Source organism: Bacillus cereus group sp. BfR-BA-01310 (assembly GCF_022664325.1).
Lineage (GTDB): Bacteria > Bacillota > Bacilli > Bacillales > Bacillaceae_G > Bacillus_A > Bacillus_A paramycoides.
The window spans coordinates 61,736-86,511 of the sequence record NZ_JAKUHD010000001.1 but is presented as its reverse complement, the minus strand read 5'-3'; the positions used below and the strand labels follow the sequence as shown (position 1 = coordinate 86,511).

Below are 24,776 nucleotides of genomic sequence, written 5' to 3'. Positions count from 1 at the left end.
GAAATTTGGAGAAACGAATTATACATCTTGAAGGATTGGTCGTTTTATTAGCTGCTATTTATATATATGCATTATGTGGATTTAGTTGGTTATTATTTATCGTATTACTTTTGGCGCCTGATTTAGCAATGATAGCGTACGCTATAAACAATCGTGTCGGTGCACAAATTTATAATCTATTTCACACATATAGCATATCCATATTACTTGTTTTAATAGGGGTCTATTTTAAGATGGATTCAATTTTAATGGTCGGTTTAATATGGACAGCACATATTGGGATGGATCGAATGCTTGGGTATGGATTGAAGTATGAGACGGATTTTAAGGACACTCATATTCAGAGGTTATAAAAGTGATTTGAGAAGGATGGGGCAATTGAACCGATTTATTACTGTTGAGAAATATAATACACAGTGGGAAAGTGAATTTTGTAAATTACAGACGTTTCTTAATAACGTAATGGGAGAACTCATTTTTTCTATAGAGCACGTTGGGAGTACATCTGTTAAAGGTCTTGCTTCTAAACCGATATTAGATATCGATGTTGTAATAGAAAATTATGATGTTTTTCCTAAAATAATAAAGAAACTTGAAAAGATAGGGTATTTTCATCAAAAAGAGTGGAGTTTTAAGGGGGGAGAAGCTTTTGGGAGAAAGGATCAATATGTTCCGAGGGATGGAAAGAATGCCATTTGGATGGAACATCATTTATATGTATGCGATAAGGATAGTGAAGAGTTAAGAAGACATGTAGCGTTTCGGGATTATCTTCGTGAAAATTCCAATGCTATTATCGAATATGGACAGTTAAAGAGAGAATTAGCAGCAACTATGAAAGATCGAGCGAGTTATAGTTCAGGTAAGACGGAATTTATTAAAGGTGTATTAGAAAAAGCTAAGAAGGATAGTTAAATAAAGGAGTTTGTATCAATAAAAAAGTGGACTAAGGTGGCAGAAATCATATTATGCCACCTATTATTTTTGAAACAGAGGTTGTGCTCTATAAGCACTGACCTTATAAAACAATTACAAATCTGCCCCTGTTGAATAATAAATCTCATAAATATAATGGGAAATAAGAAGATAAGAAAAGAGGGAGTTTATGTACATACCTAAGCATTTCGCTATACAAGATGAAGAGACGAAGTACGAAATTATTGAACAAAATAGCTTTGCAACTTTATTTTCTCAGCATAACGGAGCACCATACGCAACACATTTGCCGTTATTGTTAAATAGGGAAACACTTACTTTATACGGGCATTTTGCACGCCAAAATGAGCAGTGGAAAGATAGTGGGAATCAACAAGTGCTAGCCGTATTTCAAGGGCCGCATAGCTACATTTCTCCGTCATGGTACGAAACAAATAAAGCAGTACCAACATGGAACTATGTTGCGGTGCATGTATATGGTGAATTAGAAACTGTTGAAGATGAACAAGAATTAATAAATTCTCTTCAAGATTTAGTACATAAATATGAAAATTCAAAGAGCACCTACTCGCTGAATGAGGTGGATCCGAATTATGTGGAAGGATTAAGTAGGGGGATCGTTGGCTTCAAAATAAAGATAAATAAAATAGAAGGAAAAGCGAAATTAAGTCAAAATCATTCTGTGGAGAGGCGAAAGTTAGTTGTAGAAGAACTAGAGAAAGTTGGTAGTGAGGGGAGTAGGGGAATTGTGGAGTTGATGAGAGAATTAGAGTGAGAAAGAAATTTCTATGTAATAAAGGGAGAATCTTATTTTTGTAGAAAAATAGTCTACTTGAAAGAAAAACATTCTAAATAAGTGCATTTAAAAAGACCTTCTTAATTGAAGGTCTTTCATTTTTTAAAGTGCTTTTTCAGCTGTTGTTGAGTTGTAGTCTTTACTTACGTCAACGGATTGAACAAAGTCAGACCTTTGAGGTGCAGGAAGATCAGCATGACCTGCTTGATATGTAAATGAACTATGTATACCAGTAGCCAAAATACCAAAAACAGATAGTCCTAAAAAGACAGAGCCAATTTTTTTAATCATTTTAATGCTCCTTTCTCAAATGTTTTTTCTTTTGCCTGTAATGCCTGATGAAAATATTCACTTGCTTTAATATGATTATTTTCATCATAAAATTTAACAGCTAATTTTTCTGAGTATTCTTGAGTGTAGTTATATAATAGTTCTTTGTCGAAATACGTAATTCCTTTAAGAATAATTGTTTCTAGTTCTTCAGAAGCAACATTATTATTTAGTGAGTTTAAAATGTTAAAGTGATTTATATATTCTTCATTATTTAAGTCCATACAAATTTTTAATCCCTTTTGAATTAACTCCTCAGCGATATTTATTTCATTTAGTTTAGAGTGTTCTCTTGCTTGTAAGAAGAGAGCTTTGAAATGTGTAGGCTTCTTTTCAGTTACTTCTGATAGGTGACGGATTGCTAGTGTGGAGAGGTTTTGATTCGCGTATAACCAACCCAAATTATTGCGTACACTTAAAATTAATTCTTTTTCATCAGATTTTTGTAAAAGGTGTATTGCTGAATTATATTGCTCTTCTGCTTGTTCATATTGTTTTAAATATACAAATGAGGCACCTAATGTATTTTTACATAATCCAACTTTAACTTCGTAGCCAATTTGTTTATCGAAAATCTCTTTAGCCTTAGTTGCATATTCAATAGATTCAATTGGTTGGTAAAAGTGATAATGGAAAATCGCCATTCGATAATAAAATTCAGCATGTTCTAGATTATCAGTGATATTTATTAATAATAACTTAGCCTGTTCATAATGTTCGCTAGCTAAGTTATAGTTTGTTGTTAAAGTTGCATAAATTCCTTTAAACAAATGATAGTAGTAAGAAAGTGGATGATTAGATGAGATTGCGTAAGAATCTATCTTATCAAAACTGTCTTTTGTAATGCTTAAACCATCAGTTAAAACTTTGAATCGAAAATCTAATAGGGAATGGTATAAGGCTAAGTTGTCATCTTCTTTAAAGTTTAGTTCCTTTTCCTCAATTTTATGCTTTAAATTTGTCGCCTGTGAAACATCTTGCTTTAGCATAGCTAAATACCAGTCATTAAATAGTTTTGTAACTTGTTCATTACCTTGTAGTTGAACGTTCATGAAATCCCCTCGCTTTTTGAATATTCTTATAAATAATACTATCAAAAATAATAATATATAGAAATGGAATTTTTATTTCTCAATATTTGTTTTAAATTGTATATACTAAATTGATTTAAATAGGGGGATTTCGTTGGTCTAAAGAGGGTGACATATATGTAACACACTTTTACGCGGAATAGCTACTAGTGGAATGGCATTTCATTGTTTTCGTTAGAGAGGGAAATGTATAAAAAAGTTGTGTTCACACAACTTGTATGAACACAACTTTTTACATATTAAACAATCACGTCCCACAAAAAGTCCTATAAGGACGATTTGTCGGCGCTGGAGGCGTGCAGTAATCCGCTTGTTCTGGAGAATATTCATAAGGATTTGATAAAGCTTGAAGGAGTTTCTCCATTACGCTATAGTCTCCATCTTTAACGGCTGCTTCTAGTGCTTCTTCTACTCGGTGGTTTCGAGGGATGATTACTGGGTTGGTATTTTTCATCAGCTTGTAGGCATCATCTTTTGATTCTTTTTGTCTTTCTAATCGAGATTGCCATAGCTCGTGCCACTCTTTAAATTCAGGACTTTCAAATAAAGGTGCATTTTCTAATGTGTTGTCAGTTAATGCACGGAATGTATTTGTATAATCTGCTTTATGTTTTTCCATCGCTTTTAAAAGTTTCTCAATAAGTGGTTGATCTTGTTCCTCGTTGCTAAATAGTCCTAATTTCTTCTTCATGCCGAGGAACCAATTGTTTTCGTACTGCACGCTAAATTTTGAAATTTCATCTTGTGCAATTTTTAGTGCTTCTTCTTCATCTTCGTGTAATATCGGTATTAAAGATTCAGCTAAACGAGCGAGATCCCAGGCAGCCATATATGGTTGATTTCCATATGCGTAGCGGCCTTGTGTGTCAATAGAGCTAAAGACTGTTCCTTGGTCATAACTGTCCATAAATGCACAAGGACCATAATCAATCGTTTCACCGCTAATCGTTATATTGTCAGTGTTCATTACGCCGTGAATGAAGCCGACGAGCTGCCATTTTGCGATAAGGTTTGCTTGTTTTTTAATAACTTCTTGTAATAATGAAACGTATGGATTTTCATGAGATTCAACTTCTGGATAATGTCTTTTTATCGTATAATCAGCTAAAGCTTTGAGATTTTCGATTGAGCCGCGAGCTGCTGCGTATTGGAATGTTCCAACACGTATATGACTGCTTGCAACCCTAGTTAAAATCGCCCCAGGTAACTTTGTTTCACGATAGATTAGTTCGCCAGTTGAGACTACTGCTAAACTGCGAGTAGTTGGAATATCAAGTGCGTACATCGCTTCACTAATAATATACTCACGTAGCATCGGACCGAGCGCAGCACGGCCATCACCACGGCGTGAATATGGAGTAGGGCCAGAACCTTTCAACTGAATATCAAAACGTTCGCCTGAAGGAGTAATTTGTTCGCCGATTAAAAGAGCACGACCATCTCCTAACATGTTGAAATGGCCAAATTGGTGTCCAGCATACGCTTGAGCTAGTGGATGAGCTCCTTCTGGAATTGCATTACCAGCGAGAATGGCAATTTTAGCTTCCTTTTTTAGTTCCTCAGGATTAAAACCAAGAGATATTGCTAATGAATGATTTAGTTTAATTAACTCCGGTGAGCTTACAGGAGTTGGGGGTATTTCTGTATAAAATGATTGTGGTAATGTAGCATAACTAGTTTCTAAATTCCAACCAGCTTCATTATTTTTAGTCATCTTATCTCCTCCTTTTTTATTTTTTAATTATGTATTTGTACTTATGTATTCTTTGTAAAGTTAACGAAAAGTATAATATGATATTTCCCCTTGAAATCTATTGTAAGGACTTCCTTACATTGTGTCTATTTAACTGTACTAAAAAAGAAGAGCCTTCGTTTTGTAACGAAGGCTCTTCTTTTTTCCCTTTTATACATACACAATTTACGTAAATTGTGTATGTATAAAAGGGAAAAAGTAATTTGGGGCGTAATCTATCTATATGATAATTCAAAATGAAATTTAAGTCTATATTTTTGTTGTTTTTTTGATTATATTTATGTCACTGAGCTCAGAAGAATATATGTGGAGGGAAAATATATGAAATCGAAACATGTACCAGTTTTAATTGTTGGAGGGGGATTATCAGGATTAGCGTCTGCGTTATTTCTCGCAAAACATAACGTTGATTACTTACTTATTGAACGCCATCAGACTACTGCGATTCATCCAAAAGCAGGTGGAATCACATTTCGCACAATGGAATTATTTCGAGAATTAGGTTTAGAAAAAAGCATTAGATTAGCCGGTAAATCATTAGAGAATTGTCATGGGAGAATCGCGGTTCAAACAATAGCTGAAGTAAATAATGAAGAGTTGGAACAAATAAGGGCGGCACAGTATGAAAATAATGAAAAGTTAGTTCGTAAAGTGGAAGAGATTAGCCCATCAAAACAAACTGCTTGTTATCAAGTTACTTTAGAAGAGATGATGTTACAGTACGCGAAAAAAATGGGCGGCGAATTATCTTTTTATTATGAACTAGCTTCTTTTGAACAAAATGAAAACGGTGTAATAGCAACTATTCGAGATCGAAAAACAGAAAAAGAAAGTATAATCCATTGTGACTATGTAATTGCAGCAGATGGAGCGAAAAGTAAAATACGTGAGCAGTTAGGGATTGCAACTGAAGGTCGCGGTACAATCGGTGGCTATTATATGAATATTTACTTTGAGGCTGATTTAAGTGAATTTATACAAGGAGACGCCTTTGGTTTTTCAATGGTACTTCATCCAGAGGTGCTTGGTGCGCTCATTCCAGTTGATAACGTAAAAAAATGGATTTATCATGTAGCTTACGACCCATTAAAAGGAGAACGACCAGAGGATTTCACTATAGAACGTTGTAAACAAATTATTCAAACAGCAATTGGGAGCACGAATATTGAGTCAGAAATATTAAGTGTTTTACCGTGGGAAGCGACTGAAAGTATAGCTACAAAGTTTCAAGATAATCGCATTTTTTTAGTTGGCGATTCTGCACATAGTATGCCGCCAACAGGAGGATTCGGTTCAAATACAGGAATACAAGATGCGCATAATGTAGCTTGGAAATTAGTGGCTGTTTTAAAAGGGAAAGCAAACCCAAAATTGTTAGAAACGTATCATGAAGAGAGATATCCTGTTGCGAAATTAACGACGGACCATGCGAGTAGTATATTATTTCGTGCTGCGGGCAGAGATGAAAGTAATTTGAGTAATATGGATAGTTTAGCTGTTACTGCTGGGTATCAGTATTGTTCAAAGGCGATTATAGATGACTTAGCAACTCCACATAGAATGGATATAGTAGAGTTGAACGGAAGACCTGGCACGCGAGCACCACATTTTTGGGGAACATATGAAGGAAAAGAAATTTCGGTACTTGATTTATTCGGTAACAGCTTTGTGTTACTAACTGGAGCAGAAAATAGTCTTTGGGCTCAAGCGGTACAGGACGTTTCATCTAAATTAGGAGTAAATATAAAAATGTATCGAGTTGGTTTAAATGGGGACTTTATTACTCAAGAAAATATCTTTAGCAAATTATATGGGATAGGGAATGAAGGAGCTGTATTAATTAGACCAGATGGCTTTATAGGATGGCGTACGGGAAAAACGGTAGTAAATCCAGATGTAGTACTTGGAGAGGTAATGGGTAATTTATTATGTGATTTTTAAATAATTATGGGAGTATTGTTTTATATAAGACAATGCTTCTATTTTTTTAGCTTACAAAGTAAAAATATTGTAAGTTGAAACAGGGTTACAATTTCATGATGTCAAATTTAAAGGCGAAGTGCTTATTGAGGAAAGGACGATATAGGATTATTTTTATGCACTAGACACGTCTATTTCCATTCCGAATCGAATGCAACTTACCGCGGAATGGATTCATAAGAAGTTAGATGAGTTTGAAAAGAAAGAAGCGAAAAAGACTGGATAGAGATAGAAATTCGGTACCTTAAATAAAGAAAATTATAATCGCTTGTATGAAAAATTAGAGAAGTATAATCAATTTGATTATTATGAACGGGAATGTGAGTCATTAACGAAATATGAAGTGAAGAGACATTATTATTATAAAAATATATTTAAGTTAATTTCCTTTCTTTTTGTTGTTAGAATTTTTTTAGTTTTTAGTTTTAAGTGTTGGCTATTACTAGATTGAGTCATTTTTTTAGTGTATTATATTTCTTAGAGATTACATATTACGCTAGGGAGTGGGACTATTGAACCTCTTATTTTATCAAATAAAGAAGTATATGTATTAACTGGTATGTTTGACCGTGAAACTATGATTGGAATTGAGAACCCCTTTGAAAATTGGTCAGATGAAGAAATAGACAAAGAATTAGATGTAATGCACGAGAAGTGGACAAACGAAGAGCTACTCATAATAAAAGAAGATGAAACATTATGTAACAAATAACTTTTAGAATATTTTCGCATTTGTTTAACTACAGGATTTGTTATTGAAGTACAGATAGATAAAAACAGCGCTTTAGAAAAAAACATTTTCTATTTTAGTGAAAAAAAAGTTATACAAAATGTAATAACAGATGCTAACGGTGATAAACAATGTACATTTAAAGAGTGCGGGACACCAGAGGTAGCTTGGCAATTTATATATCAAGCATTACAGCCTAAAAATACTTTCTCTCGTCCAAATTATACATTTAAAATTCCTTCTTCTGCATATAAAGAAGACATTTTAACTCAATCACACAAGCAATTAGTAGACTACTTGACACTTTACTTAGATGATGAAGCCTCCTCAGAATTAGCAAACATTATACATAATCGTGAAGAGTTAAATACGGTTCAAGTTCATTATTATATAAAGGATTCATGGTCTACAGACTGTATTCAGTTTTTATATAGTCAAAACCAATATTGGCTAATTCAAAAAGTATTAGATAATGAACAAACACAAACAAATTTTATTTGTCTTGATACCTTTACAATTACTGAAGAGATAAAAAAATGGTGCTTTATCTTAAATCATTAGGCGGTGAAACAAGGTGAGCGGTGAAATTAAGGTTACTCCTGCCCATTTAAGGAAACTGGCTTCTAATATAGAACAAACAGCTCATGAGCTATCTGAAACATATCAACATATCAATAAGCAGTTATTTGATCTGCCTTTCCAGATATCTGGAAGAGATGCTGTGTTAAATCAATCCCAATACGCAGGATCAATGTTAGCTACTATAACGACCGTTTTAAAAGAACATAGTGATTCATTAAGAAAAGCTGCTGATCGTTTTGAGAAGGCTGATCAACAAGAAGTTTCATTTGGAGAAGAAGCAATTGATATAAAATGGTTCGCACCGTTTGGTGGCGATATTGGTGATTGGAAGGATAACCCTGCAGGGTCTGCATTTACTTTACTGGGTACCGTAACGGAAGGTGCAGTTGCCTATAAATTGGCATCTTTACATAATAAAGGCTTGCGTGTAACACCCTACACAGATAGAAAAGGAAAAGAAATGGTAAGATTTCAAAATCGCACCGTACTAAAGGATAAAAATGGACTTAATGTGATAAGGCGTACAAAATTACCTTTAGCCGAAGTAAAGCAAATAGACGATGTAAAAAGATATGTTTTATCACCAAAAGAAATTCTTAAAGATTCATTGAAATTAAAAACAAATGTTTTAGGCTATGCAGCTGTAGGATGGGATGTAATTAATGATACAAAGGAAAATATTGAAAATAAAGCGTCAAAAACTAAGATAGCTGGTGATATTATTGGTGATGCAGCAATTGGGATTGGTTCTACTGCTGCTAGTGCATTGGCTGGTGCTGCAATCGGTACTGCATTTGGGGGACCAATTGGAACTGTAGTTGGAGCCGGAATTGGCTTTGGTGTTTCTATCGGGATAAGTTGGTTAACAGATGGAATCAAATTTAACAAAGGTGATTGGAATCATGATGGCAAACAGGATTCGGTAAAAGATAGAGTTAAATCAGGAATTGGAAATGTATTAGATAAAATTTTTTAATTTTTATGAGGTGTATAATGGACAAATATAATGGCAACAACATAGATGATTGTATGCGGATATTAATACCATTTGATATAAGAAATATTGTAGGGGCCTTTGTGTGGGTTATCATGAATTTTCTTCTACTCATCATTTTATTCATATTTCCACCGTACAATATATACTCTTACGCAGCTTTTCCATTTTATGTGATATGTAATCTATGGGGAATTTGGGTTTCTATTCATAAGCCTCGGCAGCCTCAATTGCAACATTTACTATATTCTGGATTTGTTGCGTTAAGTATTTCATTTTGTAGTTTTATAGCTGTGCAAAAGTTAGCTTACGAATTCGTAGAAATAGAGTCTCCTTTATTTTTTATTCTATCGCTTATTGCATATAGTTTAATTGTTTATAAATCTGAATTATTTTGGATTAAATATTTTACAGACCGCTTAAGGGGGACAACTAATCAAGGTGTGAAAATTCCTAAAATTGTATTTTTTTCAAGTTTAGGTTATATGATTGGTCAAGTTAGTATTGGAATTTTGAGCCAAAAAGCTATGGCGATTGTGCTAATCGTTATTTTTTCATTTATTTCAGTTGTTTTCCTAGGGCTAAGTACACATTTGTATTTTTACTTTGATTTCAAAAAACAAGGTATTACTTCGCGACATTTAAAAGAATTATATTCTCAAAAGAAGCCTAAACTGTCAAGGAAGGAAAGGAGACAATCCACGGCTGCTTCGGGACATGTAAATATACCATATTCTCAAAAGAAACCTAAACTTACAAGAAAGGAGAAAAGACAATGAATTCGCAACTTTTTCCTATAGGCTCTATTGTAATTTTAAAGGAAGGTACAAAGAAACTCATGATTTTCGGGCGGAAACAACAAGTAGAAACGGATGAGGTAAGAAAATTCGATTATATCGGGTGCCCGTATCCAGAAGGCTATATTAACCCAGATTTCACGTATTTATTTAATCATGATGATATTCAAGAAGTTGTTTCAACAGGATATGAAGATCAAGAAGAACGTACTTTCCAAGAAAATGTATTGTCTAAAATATAATAAGAAATAATGTGAAAAACTGTTTAAACAAGCAGTTTTTTTTACATTATTTCTTATTAGTGATGCAGCAAATGGAACCTTTATTGGAGTGGAATAAGCTTGGATGTTTTTATAGAAATTAATATAGAAACTGATGGAATCAAATTTAACAAAGGTGATTGGAATCATGATGGTAAACAGGATTCGATAAAAGATAGAGTTAAATCTGGAATCGGAGCAGCTTTAGATAAAATTTTTTAGTTTTTGGGAGATTAATATGGAAAAATACCATGGAAAAAGCACAGAACAAATTATTCGGAAATTGATGCCTGACAGTGTAAGATCGAGTGTCGTTATGGTGTGGGTAGTTATTAATTTTATGATTTTAACCCCATTTTTATTTCCTCCAACCTTTACCATATACTTATATATAATTTTACCTTTTCTTTTGACTGCCAATATATGGGGGTATGGGTATTTTTGTAAACCAAATGAGCCAAGGTTGGTACACATTTTATATAATGGATTTATGGGAATAACTTTTTCTTTTGGAAGCTTTATAGTGATTCAAAAGCTTGCATATACTTTTATTAAAATTGAAACACCTCTGTTTTTTATTGTTACTTTTGTGCTTTACATTTTTACAATTTATAAATTGATTTCTATTGGAATGAAAAGTTTTTTAAAGCGATTAAACAATGAAGAAAATGGAAATATCAAAATTTCTCCAATTGTTTATTTTTCAGGATTGGGATATATTATTGGACAGATATGTATAGGTTCATTATCACAAAATGCTTTAGCGACGGTCTTAATTTTAGTCTTTTCTTTATTAGCTGTTGTGTCTAGTATATATGGTGTATACATATGTGTATATATTGATTTGAAGAAGCAGAAAACAAAGCTAGGTTCCTTAAATTCTTAGCAAAAAACAATTAATAAGGAGGGGCCATACAATGAATTCGCAACTTTTTCCTATAGGCTCTATTGTAATTTTAAAAGAAGGTACAAAGAAACTCATGATTTTCGGGCGGAAACAACAAGTAGAAACGGATGAGGTAAGAAAATTCGATTATATGGGATGTCCTTATCCAGAAGGCTATCTGAATCCAGATTTCACTTATTTATTTAACCATGATGATATTCAAGAAGTTGTTTCAACAGGTTATGAAGATCAAGAAGAACGTACTTTTCAAGAAAATGTATTGTCTAAAATATAATGCATGTTTTCAAAGTTAAGTATAGTTTCAAATATACTTTAAAATAAGTTCCAGGTAAGGATATACGAAACTAAGAATTTGTAATTAAGTAAAATGTAGATATACGTAAATATCAAGTGAAAGTTACTATAAAGAATTTGAACAGAATGTATCCTGCATTAATGAGCAGTAAAAACTTCCACTAATAATCAGTAGGAGATGGATAATCCATCCGGATTAAAGCTTCACTTTATTGAAAAAATAATATTCACAAATTTTAATAGGTTTGGTATGATTAAATTCAACAAGTTGATAGAGGCCGGAGATATTTGAGAAAAGCCATAAATTTATTTAGGGATACAGGAGTGTCCTCTAAATGATTTATGGCTTTTTTTATTGAATGGGACATACACAATAGGGAGTACTATCGCGATATGTTACATGTGAAGGGGAGGGAATATAGGGGTTAAATAGTATAACAAGAGTTTTCTATTGTATAAACAATAATAGAGTGAATATATGTAAGATTGGAATTTTAATATAGGCTTATAAAAATAATGAAAGTATGTCTTCTATTTCGTGTAAATCGCATTAGCTTGTTGAAATTTGTAACGTAGGAAGGGTTAGAAGGATGAGAAAAATTATTAGCGTATTAGTTATTTTCTTTACGATGGGAAGTATCTTTGCTGGGGGAGCTGTTCATGCGAAATCAGAAGGAAAGCATGAAGGGGATACGAATAAGTTTTTAAATATTGCACATCGCGGAGCAAGTGGACATGCACCTGAGCATACTTTTGCTTCGTATGATCTTGTGAAAAAAATGAAAGCGGATTATTTGGAATTAGATATTCAATTAACAAAAGATGGTCAATTGATTGCAATGCATGATACATCAGTTGATCGAACTACAAATGGAACAGGCGAAGTACGAGATAAAACGTTAAGTGAAATAAAAAAATTAGATGCGGGTTCATGGTTTAATAAAGCTTACCCAGAAAAGGCTAAGCAAGAGTATATTGGTCAAAAAGTTCCGACTCTTGAAGAAATTTTTCAAAAGTACGGAAGAAGCATGAAGTATTATATTGAAACAAAATCACCAGATGTGTATCCAGGAATGGAAGAGAAATTATTAGCTTTGTTAAAAAAATATAATTTAATAGGTCAAAACATGTCTTCTAGCCGTGTTATGATTCAATCATTTAGCAAAGATAGTTTAACAAAGATTCATAGTATGAATGAGAATATTCCATTGGTTCAATTGCTATGGTATTATCCAAATGATAACAATGAGATTGTTGAATGGTCTGGTATTACACATGAACCGAAAAGTGTAACGAATGATGATTTTCAAGAAATTGAAAAGTATGCAGTTGGTATTGGACCAAACTTACGTAATGATAACGGAGAATTAATTATTGATGAGTCATACATGAAAATGGCTAGGGAAAATGGATTGCTAATTCACCCTTATACAATTAATGAGAAAGAAGATATGAGATTGTTAATTAAATGGGGTGCTACAGGGATGTTTACAAATTACCCGGATCGATTACATAGTGTTTTAAAAGAAAAATAAGTGGGATAGGATAAAAGGTATACCAGTGTTTTGGGTATACCTTTTTCTATGTTTCGGTTCTTCGTTTCATTCCACGTATTTTCTTTTCACGCATTGTGAATCAGCTCCATAAACTTTTGTAATGCAGCTGAGTGAAATATATCTTTTCTAGTAATAAAGGTAGTAGGAACTTTTTTGAAGTTATTTGGTAAAGGGTTGAATGATACGTCATGTGCATGAACATTTAAAATAGATTTCGTCATAATTGCTACGCCCATACCGGATTTTACACAAGCGAGTATTGCCTCAATTGTTCCAAATTCTAATACTCGTTTAGGTGAAATACCTTCCTCTTGAAGCCAGTTTTCTAATAAACTTCTATAATAGCAACCGTGACTAAAAGCGAGTAAATTCATGTCTCCTACTTCTTTAAGGGAGGATAAAGGATGTTTACTAATGAGAATTAATTCTTCTTCACAAAATACATTTGTATGAAGTTCAGCATGCTGAGTAGTTCCAGCGATAAACGCTCCGTCTAGCTTTCGGTCTAATACGAGTTGAATTAATTCTTCCGTCGTATTTGTTTCTAAAATAAATTCGACTTTTGGGTAATTCTCATAGTAGTTCGTTAATATAGATGGAAGCCTTACAGCAGTTGTAGATTCTGTACATCCAATTTTTAAAATGCCTTTTGGCTCGGTTCCGTTACTTTGGATAGCTTTTACAGATTGGTCCATTAAGTGGATAATTTGTTTTGCGTATGATAATAAAATTTCACCGTTTGAAGTTAAAGTAACACCTTTCCCATTTCGATAAAATAAAGGCACACCTAATTCGTTTTCTAGTTGTTTTATACGCATTGTTACGCCAGATTGAACATAGTTTAAATTTTTAGCTGCGTGAGATATATTACTTTCTTTTGCAACTTCGTAAAAAACAGTTAAATCCTTTATGTCCACGTATCATTCCTCCGAACAAGGTATCAATTTTTTTGATGGATTATATGATTAATCTTTATTTTATATGATATCAGAAATTTCATACAATAGAAGGGGATGGAGGGATTTTCATGTTAATGGAAGAGCGTGTGAATAGTACTTATAAGTGGATTATGTTAATTTTTGCGACTATTACTCAAGCAACAGCAACACTTATAACGTATGGTGTCGGAGCTTTCGCTTTATTTTGGAAAGAAGAATATTCGCTAACGAATATGCAGAGTGGATTGTTAGTAAGTGTTGTAAATATTGGACCGCTATTTTGTATGCTTTTTGTCGGGCGGTTACTTGATCGATATAATGAAAAATTATTAATTACTATAAGTTCTTTTTTACTAGGAGGTTCGCTTTTACTCACTAATACCGTAAATGAATTTACTGGATTACTCTTTGTACTTTTATTAGTAGGAGTGTTTTATAGTGTTTCGCAGCCAGGAGGAAGTAAAGTGATTATAAAATGGTTCTCAAAAGAAAATCGTGGGTTAGCGATGGGGATCAGGCAAGCTGGTATACCGATTGGTGGTATGTTAGCGGGAGTATTGATTCCGTTTCTTACAATAAAATATAATGTGGCTTATGCGATAAATATTATTGCATGCATTTGTATAATTGGAGGGTTTTTATTTTTCATATTTTATAAGGAACCATATGTTCAGGAGAAAGTAAAAGAAGAACGTATTAAACTCTCTTTTTGGATGCAGTTAAAAGCAGTGATGTGTAAAAAAGAGTTGTATCCAATTTATATAACTGGTATTTGTATGATTTCATTACAAATGGTGTTAGTTGGGCATTTTATAAAATTTTTAGTAATGGAACAATCAATTACACCTATTTTAGCTGGAAAAGTATTTTCGATTTTGTTCTTTTCCGGAATGATTGGCCGGGTTGTATTAGCAGCTGTTAGTGATTTGCTTTATAAGGGGAATCGAAGCACACCTTTATTTATAGTTGTCTGCATTTCTATCGGTTTCATTCTAATATTCGTTATAAGCATACATACAATAACGATTGGAGTATTGTATGGTGTAAGTGCATTATTAGGTTTTTTTTCAATTGGATGGTTCAGTCTTTTTATGGTTGAAGTTGCTGAATCGGCAAGTGAAGAATCTGTAGGGATGACAGTGAGCTTTGCACTTACACTAAATCAAATTGCTATAATTGTTGCACCTGTTTTATTTGGTTATATTGTAGATGAGAAAGGGTATACGTATGCGTGGTTGTGTATAGTTGTATTACTAAGTATATCGGCCGTTAGCTTATATAGTAAAAATAAATAATAAAGGAATGTTAGCAATGTAAATTTCTTTAGATTTGCTGTATAATCGGAATATACATGAGATTCGATTTCAATTATGTTCATTTCCTCTTTTGAAATTGCCGGTAATTTTAGCCATAATAAGTTGTTTTTCGTTTTCGTTATTTGCCCGATTTATTTTGTTCAAAAATTTTTCAGCGTGATTTCCTTTTAAAGTCATAATTTGTTTTCCGTAATATTCAATTAAAACCATGTTATTTTTAGTTACTCGATAATGAAACATCATATCGCCTAAACGATTGCGTTTATCAGTATTTTTCAAATCTGCACCTTCATTTTTGCTAATGTGTAACGAATGTTACATAAGAAATTGAAATTGAAGTTAGATGTATCCGATTGTAAGGTGGAAATTTTGCAAAAAAGAAATACAATAGAGAGTAGTCAAAATTTGAATGTGAGAAAAAGGAATCTAGTTTAATATGATGAATATTAGATAGATGGTATAATTATAAAATGTTTAGAGATTAATAGATATAGAATAAGAATAGAATGGAAAAGTATAACGTGAAATTGGATAAAAGAGGGTCCCTATATGTGTAAGAAATGGCTAATTGCTTTCTTTATTTTTGCTATTTTTTGTGGGAGTGTCGCTGCACTCATACATGCAAATAAAGATAAGAAATATAATTTGAAGGCATTTTCAAATTTTGAGAATAAGACTGAGAATGATAAACCGAAAGTCGATGCAAATCAGCAAAAGCGTTATGAGATTGCAGCAACAAAACTAGATCAATATTTAAAAGATAAAGGATTTAATGGAACGGTCCTTGTAGCTGATAAAAATAATGTAGTTTTACGAAAAGGATACGGGTATGCGAATGTAAAAGATCAAATTTTAACAACGCCAAGAACAAAATATCGCATCGGTTCCATTACAAAAACGGTAGTTGCAATATCTATATTGCAGCTAAGAGAAAAAGGGAAATTAAATATAGAAGATAATGTGAATAAATATATTCCGTCCTTTCCAGCAGATAAAAATATTACATTGAGAAATTTGCTAACGCATACTTCGGGATTACCTGAGCAGGGACAAGGTAGAGTTGAGGCAGCATCACGTTTAAAGTTAGTAACATGGATTGGATCTCAAAAGCTTGAATTTCCTGCAGGTACAGGATGGCGATATACAGATTATAATTATATGGTACTTGCGTATATTGTAGAAAAGATATCGAATAAACCGCTCGCTGAATATGTGAATGAAAATATTTTTACTCCTGTTGGGATGCATGAATCTGGGATGGGTGCAACGTTGCCTGGGGATATGTTTTTAGCAGAAGGTTATACGAAAAAAAATAATGAGTTAGTAACAACACCTCGTTTAAAAATGAGTTGGTTATATGGTTGTGGTGAAATGTATACAACTGTTGATGATATGAAAAGGTTAGATGAGGCAATTATGGATGGTAAATTACTTTCTAAACAAAGCTTATCAGATATGTTTACTGTATCACCAGCTAGAAAATATGGATTTAGTTTTTACATTTACCCAGATTATAATCATAATCACGGGGTGCTAGCTGGTTGGAACACTTTTAATAATTTTACTGGGGATAAACGAACTTTTGTAATTCTTTTCTCAAACGTACAAAATGGAATGAATGATGCATTTAATCAAGAATTTAGAAAGATGGCAAAAGATTTGTTAGCAGCAAACTAAGTGTTTAATATGTAATAGAAATGAAAAAAGGTAGTAGCTATATAATGAAAAATCGGTATGGACAATTGTCCATACCGATTTTTTATTTAGGTCGTTATTAAGAAGTTACATCATATAAAGGCTAGATGTATGGAATATTATGTCGGATGTAAAAAAATGTTGTTTTATATTGAAAAAAAGCTTGAGCTTCACACTATGTGAAGCTTTACATTGTTGTAGAGAAAATTAGGAGGTTTAGAAATGAAAAAAATAGTAACGCTTTGTTTGGTAGCGGCTCTATCCGCATCAATTATTGGTGGGTGTGCTCAGGAAAAAGATAATGAGAATACTGAGAAGGTAGAGGCGCAAGAAAAAGTAGGGAAATATACAATGCCGGACGAAAAAAGCAAGCATGAAGGCACATGGCTGCAATGGCCACATGATTACACATATGGACAGGAGTATAAAAAAGAAGTAGAACCTATTTGGATTGAAATGGTAAGTGCATTAACTGAAGGTGAAAAAGTTCACATTGTTGCATATGATCAAGAAGAAAAAGAAAGAATCAATCAACTTTTAACAGATGAAGGGCTGAATATGGAGAAAATTGATTTTTTTATCGCTCCTACTGATGATGTATGGGCAAGGGATAGTGGACCGATGTTTGTTTATGATAATAATAAAAATCTAAAAATATTAGATCCGGGATTTAATGGTTGGGGGAAGAAAACGCCTTATAAAAATGATGCCCGTATTCGTGAAAACCTTAGTAAACAATTAGGGGTGGAAAGAATTGATTGGCATAAATTTGTACTTGAAGGCGGGGCAATTGAATTAGACGGTAACGGTACGGCTTTATTAACTAGAAGCGCTGTAACGAATAAAAACAGAAACTCGAAATTATCAGAAGCGGAAATTGAGAAATATATTAGTGAACTTGGAGTAACGAATTTTATTTGGTTAGACGGGGTACCAAACATAGATATTACTGATTTTCATATTGATGGATTTGCAAAATTTCACGATAAATCTACCATTATAACGCTGGCTGAAGACGATTTGGTGGAATGGGGATTGTCAAATAAAGATATTGATACACTGATGCGTGCAAAAAATGCTGCAGGTGGGAAATATAAATATGTATACCTGCCGCTAAGTAAAAATAAGGTTACGTTAGAAAGTGGGAAAACTCTCGATTATAAGGGGTCATATGTGAATTATTATATTGGGAATAAAGTTGTGTTGGTGCCTAATTATAATGATCCAAATGACAAAATAGCAAATGAAACCATTCAAAAACTATATCCTGATCGTAAAGTAGTAGGTATTGATGTGAGAGAACTTTATAAAAATGGCGGTATGATACATTGTATTACACAACAACAACCCGTTAGCTTGAAGTAGTAAATTGAAGTTTAATCATAGGCAAAATAGATAACGTGGTATCTATTTTGCCTTGTTTTATTTTCTGTAATAAAGTTTCTATGAATTTATAATTACATCTTTGTTTTTTAGTTTTTATTAAATAAAAATTTATTATGAAAAAGTCTGTCAAGAGTCAATTTATCGCTCAACCACGGCTTTATATTTTTTATATAAATATATAATATTACCCCATGCTATAATCCATTCATGAAATGTGCACGTTTCAAAAAAACAAGTAAGCATAGGAGATTTGAATAGAGGGATAGCAGTTTTTATCGTGATAAAGACGTTTTTCTAATTAATCATAAAAAGTGAGGGGATCAATATGGAACACATACAGGGCGGGATTATTTTTACTGCGATACCAGATAAATCGAATGAATGTTATCGACCATTTTATGAAGATCTTATTTATTTTAATGAGAACTTAAATGAAAATAAAGCATATACAGATCAACTTATATCTTTATCTATTGAAGAACAAGAATTTCATACAAGCCATTTTGAGTATGACGATATTTGGCTGAGAGATGTTGCACCAGTTGTAACAAATCACCTTGTTAAATTTAAATATCAACCAAATTACTTACCAAAAAATCAAGGACAATATTTAAATCAACAATTTAATAAGTGGTTAGGAGAAAATGACTTTAAATATGTGACATCCCCATTGATATTAGACGGCGGAAATCTTATTTGGAATAAAAAAGATACTGTTATACTAACGGAACGCATATTTGATGATAATTATGATTGGACGGAAGAAGAGATTATAGAGCAATTGGAATGGGATTTAGATGTCAGTCGTGTTATTATCATTCCTGCTGAACCGGGAGATGTACTTGCTCATGCGGATGGTATGGTGAAATTTATTGATAATCATACAATGTTTATTAGTGATTTTCTAGGGGATCATGAATTTAGGCATAGCGTTCAAGAAATCATTCAAGAACAAATGCCAGAAGCTGAATTTATAGTTGTTCCTTCCTCATATACAGAGAAAGGGCAATATGATCAAGAGATAGCATCAGCAAAAGGTTTATATATAAATATGTTAGAGACAAATGATACTATCTACGTTCCTAAGTTTGGATTAGCTAGGGATAAAGAAGTATTTCAATATATTCAAAAACATACTGATAAACATGTGATTCAAGTTCATGTAGGAGAGATATCAACAATGGGAGGAGCCATTAATTGTTTAACGTGGTATTGTCCTAATCATTTGTTACCTTCAAAAATAAAAAGATTGAAGAATCAAAATGAGGAATTTTCAATTAGGAAATTTTTTGATTGGTTTTAATACATGTTTACAGGTGTACTTGCTTAAAAGGGTAGAAGGTGTTTATAGGCTTATAAAAGATAAAGCATTAAAGGAGCATGTATATGTACACAATCACTGAATTTTCTCGGATTTGTAAAATGAGTACGCGGATGTTAAGACATTATGACCAAGAGGAGATATTAAAACCGGCATATGTTAATCCGGTAAATGGATATAGATATTATGAGCAGGAGCAATTAGAAGTAGCGTTAAGAATTAAAAAATTAAGAGAGTATAAGTTTCCTCTCTCGAAAATTAAAATAATTCTTCAGTCATCAGATCAAGATTCATTTATTAAACATATGCGATCGCAAATTATAGAGTTGTCTCATGAAGTGAAACAACACTTACAGGTTATTTCTGAAATGAATGAAATGATAAATATGAATAGAGATTTACATGCAATTCAGCATAAAACATACGATATATTCATTGGAATGAGAGGAGAAATAACTGTAATTACTCAAAGGTTACAAATCGATATAAATGATATGGACGACTATTTTCATTCTTTATATGAAAAAGTACAAATGAATTGTTTTACAGTAATCGGTTCACCTTCTGCTGTATTCTACGATGAAGAGTATATTCCAAATCGCAGTGATATTGAATTAAGAATTCCGATTATGTATGAGAACAATGAAGAATCTTCCCGAGAATGTGAGATAAAAAAGCTAGTAGAGCATCAAACTGTTACTACGATGCATTATGGAAGTTATGATTATATAGGCTACGGTTATATGACATTAGAAGAGTGGATTGAAAAGAATGGTTATATAACTGATACGCCGCCATATGAAGTGTATGTAAAAGGGCCTGAATGTGAATGTTCAGTAGAGGAGTATGTGACGCAAATTTGCATTCCAGTTACTAAAATGTAATACGAATAATAGTTGACCTTAACACTATGTCAAAGTATAGACTGGACGTACATTCATAGAAGGGGTGAACAAGTATGGGAAATATAGAAAATAGTTTGTTTTATATGCCTGCGGAATGGGAAAAACATGAGGGGACATGGCTCCAATGGCCTCATGATAGAACTCATAGAGGTGGAGGGTATAGAGCGAAGTTAGATGATATTTGGGTAACGATGGCAAAGGAGCTTCATTATGGAGAGAATGTGCATATTGTTGTATATAATGATGAAGAAAAAACGCGTGTTGAATCGAAGTTAATTGAAGCTAAAGTAAATATGGATAAAATCGATTTTTTAATTCAAGAAACTGATGATATTTGGATAAGAGATAATGGCCCTATTTTTGTAAGAAATAAGGAAGGGAATCTTTCGCTAACACATTGGATTTTCAATGGCTGGGGGAATAAATACCCGTATGAAAAAGACGCTGTTATTCCACAGAAAATAAGTGAAATGTATAGTATTCCAAAAGTTGAAGTCAATGTTTGTCTAGAAGGTGGAGGAATAGAGGTAAACGGAAAAGGAACCCTTATGGTAGCAAAAACGTCAGTCATGAATGAGAATCGAAACCCTACGCTTAGTCAGGAAGAAATTGAAATGGAGTTGACGAAGTATTTAGGTGTAACGAACTTTGTATGGATTACTGGCATTCGCGGAGAGGATAATTATGATGAAGATACAGATTACCATATTGATGGGGCAGCACGTTTTGTAAATGAAAATACAATTCTTTATGAATATGATCCTTTCGGGGAAGGCGAATCGTACCTTTTGGAGGCGTACGAAAAGCATTATCAAGAATTGCGACAAGCAAGAAATATAGATGGAAATCCATTTCAGCTCATCCCAGTACCGGTAACACGGCAAGTGGTAAAAGAAGCAGACTGTAAAGGGTCGTATTTAAATTTTTATATTGGAAACGAAGTTGTATTGGTTCCTATATACGGTGATGAACATGATAAGTTAGGGCTTCAAATTATTGAAGGGCAATTTCCAGGTAGAAGAATTGTTGGTATTAATGTAAATGAATTATATGCGTATGGTGGCATGATTCACTGTGTGACGCAACAGCACTTGGATTAAATGAAAAAAGAATGCAGAGTATATCTGCATTCTTTTTGTCTATAATGTTGAAAATTCTTCAACTAGTGCATTGAAGCGAATTAATGCACTTTCAATTGGCTCTGGTGTTGTTAAATCTACACCAGTTTTCTTTAGTAGATTTAGTGGGTAGTCTGAACTACCACCTTTAAGGAATTCGATATAGTTTTTCTGAACATCTGGTTCACCGCTTAAAAGTTTATCAGCAATTTGGATTGCAGAAGCGAATCCAGTTGCGTATTTGTACACGTAAAATGGTCGATAGAAATGTGGTATTCTAGCCCATCCGTATTTTACTTCTTCGTCAAATACGAGGGAGTCGCCATTATATTCTCTAAATAAGTTTTCATAAATTTCGCTAAAGACTTGTGCGTTTAATGGTTTACCTTGCTGAGCCATTTCATGTGTGATTTTTTCAAACTCTGCGAACATGATTTGTGTAAAGAAGGTACCTTTAAATTTCTCGATGAAATGATTTACTAAATGATTACGTACATCCGTATTTTTTGCTTCTTTTAATAAATGATGAATTAATAGCACTTCATTTACTGTAGAAGCGACTTCTGCGACAAAAATGGAATAGTGTGCAGAAATTCTTGGTTGGTAACCGTGTGAGTAGTGCGTATGCATACCGTGACCACATTCATGAGTAAGGGTGAAAAGGCTATTTAAATCATCGTGATGATTTAAAAGAATGAAAGGGTGGACACCGTATACACCAAAGTTATAAGCACCAGAACGTTTTCCTGGTGTTTCTCTCACGTCTATATATCGCTTATCTTTAAAGCTTTTTAATGTTTCAATATATTCTTCACCTAAAGGAGCTAGTGACGCGATCATTATGTCAAACGCTTCGTCATATGAAATGTCTTGTTTTACACCTTTTACTAAATCGACGCTTAAGTCGTATTGTCTTAGTTCATCTACGTTTAATTTTTCTTTGCGCAAATGATTATAAGTATGTAGTGATTGAATATTTTTTTTTGTTGTATCGATCAAGTTTTCATAAACTTCTTTCGGAACCATATCACCAAATAATGATTTTTCTAAAGCGGATGGATATTTTCTTAGCTTTGAAACAGTAACATTATTTTTAATAGCTGCGGATAAAGTAGAAGCAATGGAGTTCTTTAATTGAACATAGGGTTTGTAATACGCTTTATAAGCTTCTTTACGTTTCTCACGATTCTCATCTTCTATTAGCTTTGAATACATTCCACGCGTTAAATTTACTTTCTCTCCATTATCAGTCGTCACTTCACCAAATATTATATCTGCATTATTTAGCATACCAAATGTATGCTGCGGAGAGGAAAGTACTTCACCCATTTGTGATAAAATTTCTTCTTGGTCCTTATTTAAAACGTGTTTTTTATAACGGTATAATTCGAATAAATCTTCTTTATAATATTGTAAGCCTTCTGTTTCTTCTATGTAAGAATGTAATGTGTTTTCATCTACACTAAGTAAGAATGGAGAAAAGAAAGATTTAGCCGCACTTACTTTTATGTGTAACTGTGATACTTTATCGACAAGAGCTTGGGAGGCAGTATCACGTGTATCAAGGTCAGATTGTAGTCTTGCATAAGCAAACATTATTGATAAAATGCTAGATATTTCTTCACTTTTTGTTAAGTAAGCAAGTAGGCTACTGCCATCATGAATATTTCCATTAAACTCGTTCAATTCATTTGTTAATACTTCAATTTTGTTATAATCACTTTCCCAATCTTCAATTGTATGGTAAATATCCGTTAAATCCCATTTTTCTTTATCAGCTATTTGTAATCGATCTTTAAGTTCTGTCATAATCATTTCCTTTCTAGATATGTAGTTATATTCCTATATAACTATGAAATACAACAAATTGCAAAAAATCCCTGCTGAAAAATGAAAAGCCTTGCCGGAAATGACAAGGCTTTAAAGGTTATAAGGAAATACCAAACGTTGAATGTAAAAGATTTGTATATTGTTCTTCTGTAAGTGATTCTTTAAGTTTCTTGCCTTGCTTTGTTATAGTGAGGCTATCTTTCGTTAATGAAGCATGCCCATCATGAGTTAGCTTTACTATTAAAGGGACTTTATTGAAAGGTGATTTCTCGTGCTCTACAATAATTTTTTGCGCTGCATTTACCTTTGTTTCATTCACTTCTTCTAAGTAAAATGCATAGCCTACGGTCCAATTATCAGTAGAAGATTGATCTAAAAACGCATTGTTTTTACGCATTTCTAAAATATGATCTCCTTTTTCAGTCGTTTCTTTACGAATACGATAATCGCCGGTTACAGAATGAACAACTTTACCTGAGAATGGAACAGGGGCAAGAGGTAAATATGATCCGAAACCTACTTCAATTAAGTAAAGTTCATTTTGATGTTGTAAAACAGTTGCGATATGTCCTGAATCAACAGCCCATATCGAATTTGCAGCGTTATAAACTGTTCCTGAAACGAGATGAACATCGAATCCAGAGTCTTTAAGGAAGTAATACATAGTCGGATTCAATTCATAACAAAGGCCACCACGGTTGTTTAATAAAATTTTCTGGTGAAGGCTGTCTTTTGAGATTTCAGTAAAAGTGTTTTGAAGAATATTTAAGTTTTCAAAAGGGACGGCTTGTGCCATCGCGTACATAATATCATTTACATCATCGAATGACACAGATTCTTTCTCTTGTATATATAATCTAGTGAAAAATTGTTTTTGAAAGTCTGTCATATAAATCCCTCCGTAATATGTTCTACAAACTAATTGTATGTAATTTTGTACGAGAAAACATCTGCAATAAGTCGGGGGACTAGTCTGTAAATGTGCGTACGACTAAAGTGTGGCACCTTTACTTCTCGCAAAACATATAGTATGATGATTTCAATAAATTAGATTTCAATGACTATAATATAAATTAATGAGAGGTGCTTTTTGTGAGTGCGGTAGGTACTAAATAGGAAAAATTTAATGAAATAAATCGGATAAGACCAGGGGATTTTTATGTACATCATACCCCTAATTTTGTCATGGATTTATTTCGATACCTATGAAGATACCTACAATACTTTATAAAGCGTGTAATTAGAGGAGTGCCATGTACTT

At 33.0% G+C, this 24,776-nt stretch carries 23 protein-coding genes and 2 pseudogenes; 18 read left to right on the top strand and 7 right to left on the bottom strand.

Features of this window, described 5'->3' with window-relative positions:
• Positions 1-5: 5 nt before the first annotated feature.
• The 3 genes from MR109_RS00440 (at position 6) to MR109_RS00430 (ending at position 1,711) form a co-directional block, all read left to right on the top strand.
• A complete protein-coding gene (locus MR109_RS00440) occupies positions 6-353 on the top strand; it encodes a DUF4260 domain-containing protein (RefSeq protein ID WP_242270504.1) in 348 nt (115 codons plus the stop codon).
• Positions 354-378: 25 nt separating this feature from the next.
• Positions 379-915, top strand: a complete 537-nt coding sequence (locus MR109_RS00435) for a GrpB family protein (RefSeq protein WP_242270502.1) — start codon at positions 379-381, stop codon at positions 913-915.
• 190 nt (positions 916-1,105) lie between these two features.
• The gene (locus MR109_RS00430; RefSeq protein ID WP_242270500.1) at positions 1,106-1,711 is read left to right on the top strand and encodes an FMN-binding negative transcriptional regulator; all 606 of its coding nucleotides are present in this window, start codon (positions 1,106-1,108) and stop codon (positions 1,709-1,711) included.
• Positions 1,712-1,834: 123 nt separating this feature from the next.
• Here MR109_RS00430 and MR109_RS00425 read toward each other — a convergent pair whose 3' ends face one another.
• From MR109_RS00425 to MR109_RS00415, 3 genes are all read right to left on the bottom strand, one after another.
• A complete protein-coding gene (locus tag MR109_RS00425) occupies positions 1,835-2,023 on the bottom strand; it encodes a Phr family secreted Rap phosphatase inhibitor (RefSeq protein WP_242270489.1) in 189 nt (62 codons plus the stop codon).
• Positions 2,020-3,114, bottom strand: coding sequence for a response regulator aspartate phosphatase (locus tag MR109_RS00420; RefSeq protein ID WP_242270487.1), 1,095 nt, complete (start codon positions 3,112-3,114; stop codon positions 2,020-2,022). Before MR109_RS00420 ends, MR109_RS00425 begins: the two co-directional genes overlap by 4 nt.
• Positions 3,115-3,400: 286 nt before the next feature.
• A complete protein-coding gene (locus tag MR109_RS00415; RefSeq protein WP_242270485.1) occupies positions 3,401-4,867 on the bottom strand; it encodes a protein adenylyltransferase SelO in 1,467 nt (488 codons plus the stop codon).
• 360 nt (positions 4,868-5,227) lie between these two features.
• Here MR109_RS00415 and MR109_RS00410 point away from each other — a divergent pair, with 360 nt between their 5' ends.
• The 9 genes and pseudogenes from MR109_RS00410 (at position 5,228) to MR109_RS00360 (ending at position 12,985) form a co-directional block, all read left to right on the top strand.
• The gene (locus tag MR109_RS00410; protein ID WP_242270483.1) at positions 5,228-6,847 is read left to right on the top strand and encodes an FAD-dependent oxidoreductase; all 1,620 of its coding nucleotides are present in this window, start codon (positions 5,228-5,230) and stop codon (positions 6,845-6,847) included.
• 598 nt (positions 6,848-7,445) lie between these two features.
• Positions 7,446-8,194: pseudogene (locus tag MR109_RS30175) on the top strand (hypothetical protein).
• A complete protein-coding gene (locus MR109_RS00390; RefSeq protein ID WP_242270477.1) occupies positions 8,191-9,174 on the top strand; it encodes a WXG100 family type VII secretion target in 984 nt (327 codons plus the stop codon). The pseudogene MR109_RS30175 and the gene MR109_RS00390 overlap by 4 nt, the downstream one beginning before the upstream one ends.
• A 5-nt stretch (positions 9,175-9,179) precedes the next feature.
• Positions 9,180-9,971 carry a hypothetical protein gene (locus MR109_RS00385; protein ID WP_242270475.1) on the top strand — a complete coding sequence of 264 codons (792 nt, stop codon included), beginning with the start codon at positions 9,180-9,182 and terminating at the stop codon, positions 9,969-9,971.
• Positions 9,968-10,231: a DUF4176 domain-containing protein gene (locus tag MR109_RS00380; RefSeq protein ID WP_242270465.1), complete on the top strand. Its 264-nt coding sequence runs from the start codon at positions 9,968-9,970 to the stop codon at positions 10,229-10,231. Before MR109_RS00385 ends, MR109_RS00380 begins: the two co-directional genes overlap by 4 nt.
• Positions 10,232-10,351: 120 nt before the next feature.
• Positions 10,352-10,471 (top strand): annotated as a pseudogene (locus tag MR109_RS00375) (WXG100 family type VII secretion target); the annotation flags it as partial.
• Positions 10,472-10,487: 16 nt separating this feature from the next.
• Positions 10,488-11,135, top strand: a complete 648-nt coding sequence (locus MR109_RS00370; protein WP_242270463.1) for a hypothetical protein — start codon at positions 10,488-10,490, stop codon at positions 11,133-11,135.
• A gap of 31 nt (positions 11,136-11,166) precedes the next feature.
• Complete coding sequence (locus tag MR109_RS00365; protein WP_012261358.1) at positions 11,167-11,430, top strand: DUF4176 domain-containing protein; 264 nt, start codon at positions 11,167-11,169, stop codon at positions 11,428-11,430.
• Positions 11,431-12,040: 610 nt separating this feature from the next.
• Positions 12,041-12,985, top strand: a complete 945-nt coding sequence (locus MR109_RS00360; RefSeq protein WP_242270461.1) for a glycerophosphodiester phosphodiesterase — start codon at positions 12,041-12,043, stop codon at positions 12,983-12,985.
• 86 nt (positions 12,986-13,071) lie between these two features.
• On the opposite strand, the gene MR109_RS00355 is transcribed toward MR109_RS00360, so the two are convergent.
• Positions 13,072-13,923, bottom strand: a complete 852-nt coding sequence (locus MR109_RS00355) for a LysR family transcriptional regulator (RefSeq protein WP_242270458.1) — start codon at positions 13,921-13,923, stop codon at positions 13,072-13,074.
• A 110-nt stretch (positions 13,924-14,033) separates the two neighbouring features.
• Between MR109_RS00355 and MR109_RS00350 the strand changes: the two genes are divergently transcribed.
• Complete coding sequence (locus MR109_RS00350) at positions 14,034-15,239, top strand: MFS transporter (protein WP_242270456.1); 1,206 nt, start codon at positions 14,034-14,036, stop codon at positions 15,237-15,239.
• A gap of 69 nt (positions 15,240-15,308) precedes the next feature.
• Here MR109_RS00350 and MR109_RS00345 read toward each other — a convergent pair whose 3' ends face one another.
• Positions 15,309-15,539, bottom strand: a complete 231-nt coding sequence (locus MR109_RS00345; RefSeq protein WP_242270453.1) for a hypothetical protein — start codon at positions 15,537-15,539, stop codon at positions 15,309-15,311.
• Between the two features lie 270 nt (positions 15,540-15,809).
• On the opposite strand from MR109_RS00345, the gene MR109_RS00340 reads away from it, so the two are divergent.
• The 5 genes from MR109_RS00340 to MR109_RS00320 all read left to right on the top strand — a co-directional run bounded on the left by MR109_RS00340 (position 15,810) and on the right by MR109_RS00320 (position 21,667).
• Complete coding sequence (locus MR109_RS00340) at positions 15,810-16,937, top strand: serine hydrolase domain-containing protein (protein WP_071718018.1); 1,128 nt, start codon at positions 15,810-15,812, stop codon at positions 16,935-16,937.
• Between the two features lie 240 nt (positions 16,938-17,177).
• Entirely contained in the window at positions 17,178-18,320 is a 1,143-nt protein-coding gene (locus MR109_RS00335; protein WP_071718017.1) for an agmatine deiminase family protein, read from the top strand.
• A gap of 346 nt (positions 18,321-18,666) precedes the next feature.
• Positions 18,667-19,644 carry an agmatine deiminase family protein gene (locus tag MR109_RS00330; protein ID WP_242270450.1) on the top strand — a complete coding sequence of 326 codons (978 nt, stop codon included), beginning with the start codon at positions 18,667-18,669 and terminating at the stop codon, positions 19,642-19,644.
• 83 nt (positions 19,645-19,727) lie between these two features.
• Positions 19,728-20,546: a MerR family transcriptional regulator gene (locus tag MR109_RS00325; RefSeq protein ID WP_242270448.1), complete on the top strand. Its 819-nt coding sequence runs from the start codon at positions 19,728-19,730 to the stop codon at positions 20,544-20,546.
• Between the two features lie 74 nt (positions 20,547-20,620).
• Positions 20,621-21,667: an agmatine deiminase family protein gene (locus MR109_RS00320; RefSeq protein ID WP_242270445.1), complete on the top strand. Its 1,047-nt coding sequence runs from the start codon at positions 20,621-20,623 to the stop codon at positions 21,665-21,667.
• 39 nt (positions 21,668-21,706) lie between these two features.
• On the opposite strand, the gene pepF is transcribed toward MR109_RS00320, so the two are convergent.
• Complete coding sequence (gene pepF, locus MR109_RS00315) at positions 21,707-23,494, bottom strand: oligoendopeptidase F (protein ID WP_242270443.1); 1,788 nt, start codon at positions 23,492-23,494, stop codon at positions 21,707-21,709.
• A 118-nt stretch (positions 23,495-23,612) separates the two neighbouring features.
• On the bottom strand, positions 23,613-24,404 hold the full coding sequence (locus tag MR109_RS00310) for an arylamine N-acetyltransferase family protein (protein ID WP_242270438.1): 792 nt from the start codon (positions 24,402-24,404) through the stop codon (positions 23,613-23,615).
• Positions 24,405-24,776: the final 372 nt, after the last annotated feature.

Coding starts and splice junctions, on each gene's coding strand:
- MR109_RS00360 (WP_242270461.1), top strand. CDS start 12,041: ATGAGAAAAATTATTAGCGTATTAGTTATTTTCTTTACGATGGGAAGT.
- MR109_RS00380 (WP_242270465.1), top strand. CDS start 9,968: ATGAATTCGCAACTTTTTCCTATAGGCTCTATTGTAATTTTAAAGGAA.
- MR109_RS00425 (WP_242270489.1), bottom strand. CDS start 2,023: ATGATTAAAAAAATTGGCTCTGTCTTTTTAGGACTATCTGTTTTTGGT.
- MR109_RS00325 (WP_242270448.1), top strand. CDS start 19,728: ATGTACACAATCACTGAATTTTCTCGGATTTGTAAAATGAGTACGCGG.
- MR109_RS00385 (WP_242270475.1), top strand. CDS start 9,180: ATGAGGTGTATAATGGACAAATATAATGGCAACAACATAGATGATTGT.
- MR109_RS00420 (WP_242270487.1), bottom strand. CDS start 3,114: ATGAACGTTCAACTACAAGGTAATGAACAAGTTACAAAACTATTTAAT.
- MR109_RS00350 (WP_242270456.1), top strand. CDS start 14,034: ATGTTAATGGAAGAGCGTGTGAATAGTACTTATAAGTGGATTATGTTA.
- MR109_RS00320 (WP_242270445.1), top strand. CDS start 20,621: ATGGGAAATATAGAAAATAGTTTGTTTTATATGCCTGCGGAATGGGAA.
- MR109_RS00310 (WP_242270438.1), bottom strand. CDS start 24,404: ATGACAGACTTTCAAAAACAATTTTTCACTAGATTATATATACAAGAG.
- MR109_RS00335 (WP_071718017.1), top strand. CDS start 17,178: ATGAAAAAAATAGTAACGCTTTGTTTGGTAGCGGCTCTATCCGCATCA.
- MR109_RS00410 (WP_242270483.1), top strand. CDS start 5,228: ATGAAATCGAAACATGTACCAGTTTTAATTGTTGGAGGGGGATTATCA.
- pepF (WP_242270443.1), bottom strand. CDS start 23,494: ATGACAGAACTTAAAGATCGATTACAAATAGCTGATAAAGAAAAATGG.
- MR109_RS00415 (WP_242270485.1), bottom strand. CDS start 4,867: ATGACTAAAAATAATGAAGCTGGTTGGAATTTAGAAACTAGTTATGCT.
- MR109_RS00365 (WP_012261358.1), top strand. CDS start 11,167: ATGAATTCGCAACTTTTTCCTATAGGCTCTATTGTAATTTTAAAAGAA.
- MR109_RS00330 (WP_242270450.1), top strand. CDS start 18,667: ATGGAACACATACAGGGCGGGATTATTTTTACTGCGATACCAGATAAA.
- MR109_RS00430 (WP_242270500.1), top strand. CDS start 1,106: ATGTACATACCTAAGCATTTCGCTATACAAGATGAAGAGACGAAGTAC.
- MR109_RS00340 (WP_071718018.1), top strand. CDS start 15,810: ATGTGTAAGAAATGGCTAATTGCTTTCTTTATTTTTGCTATTTTTTGT.
- MR109_RS00370 (WP_242270463.1), top strand. CDS start 10,488: ATGGAAAAATACCATGGAAAAAGCACAGAACAAATTATTCGGAAATTG.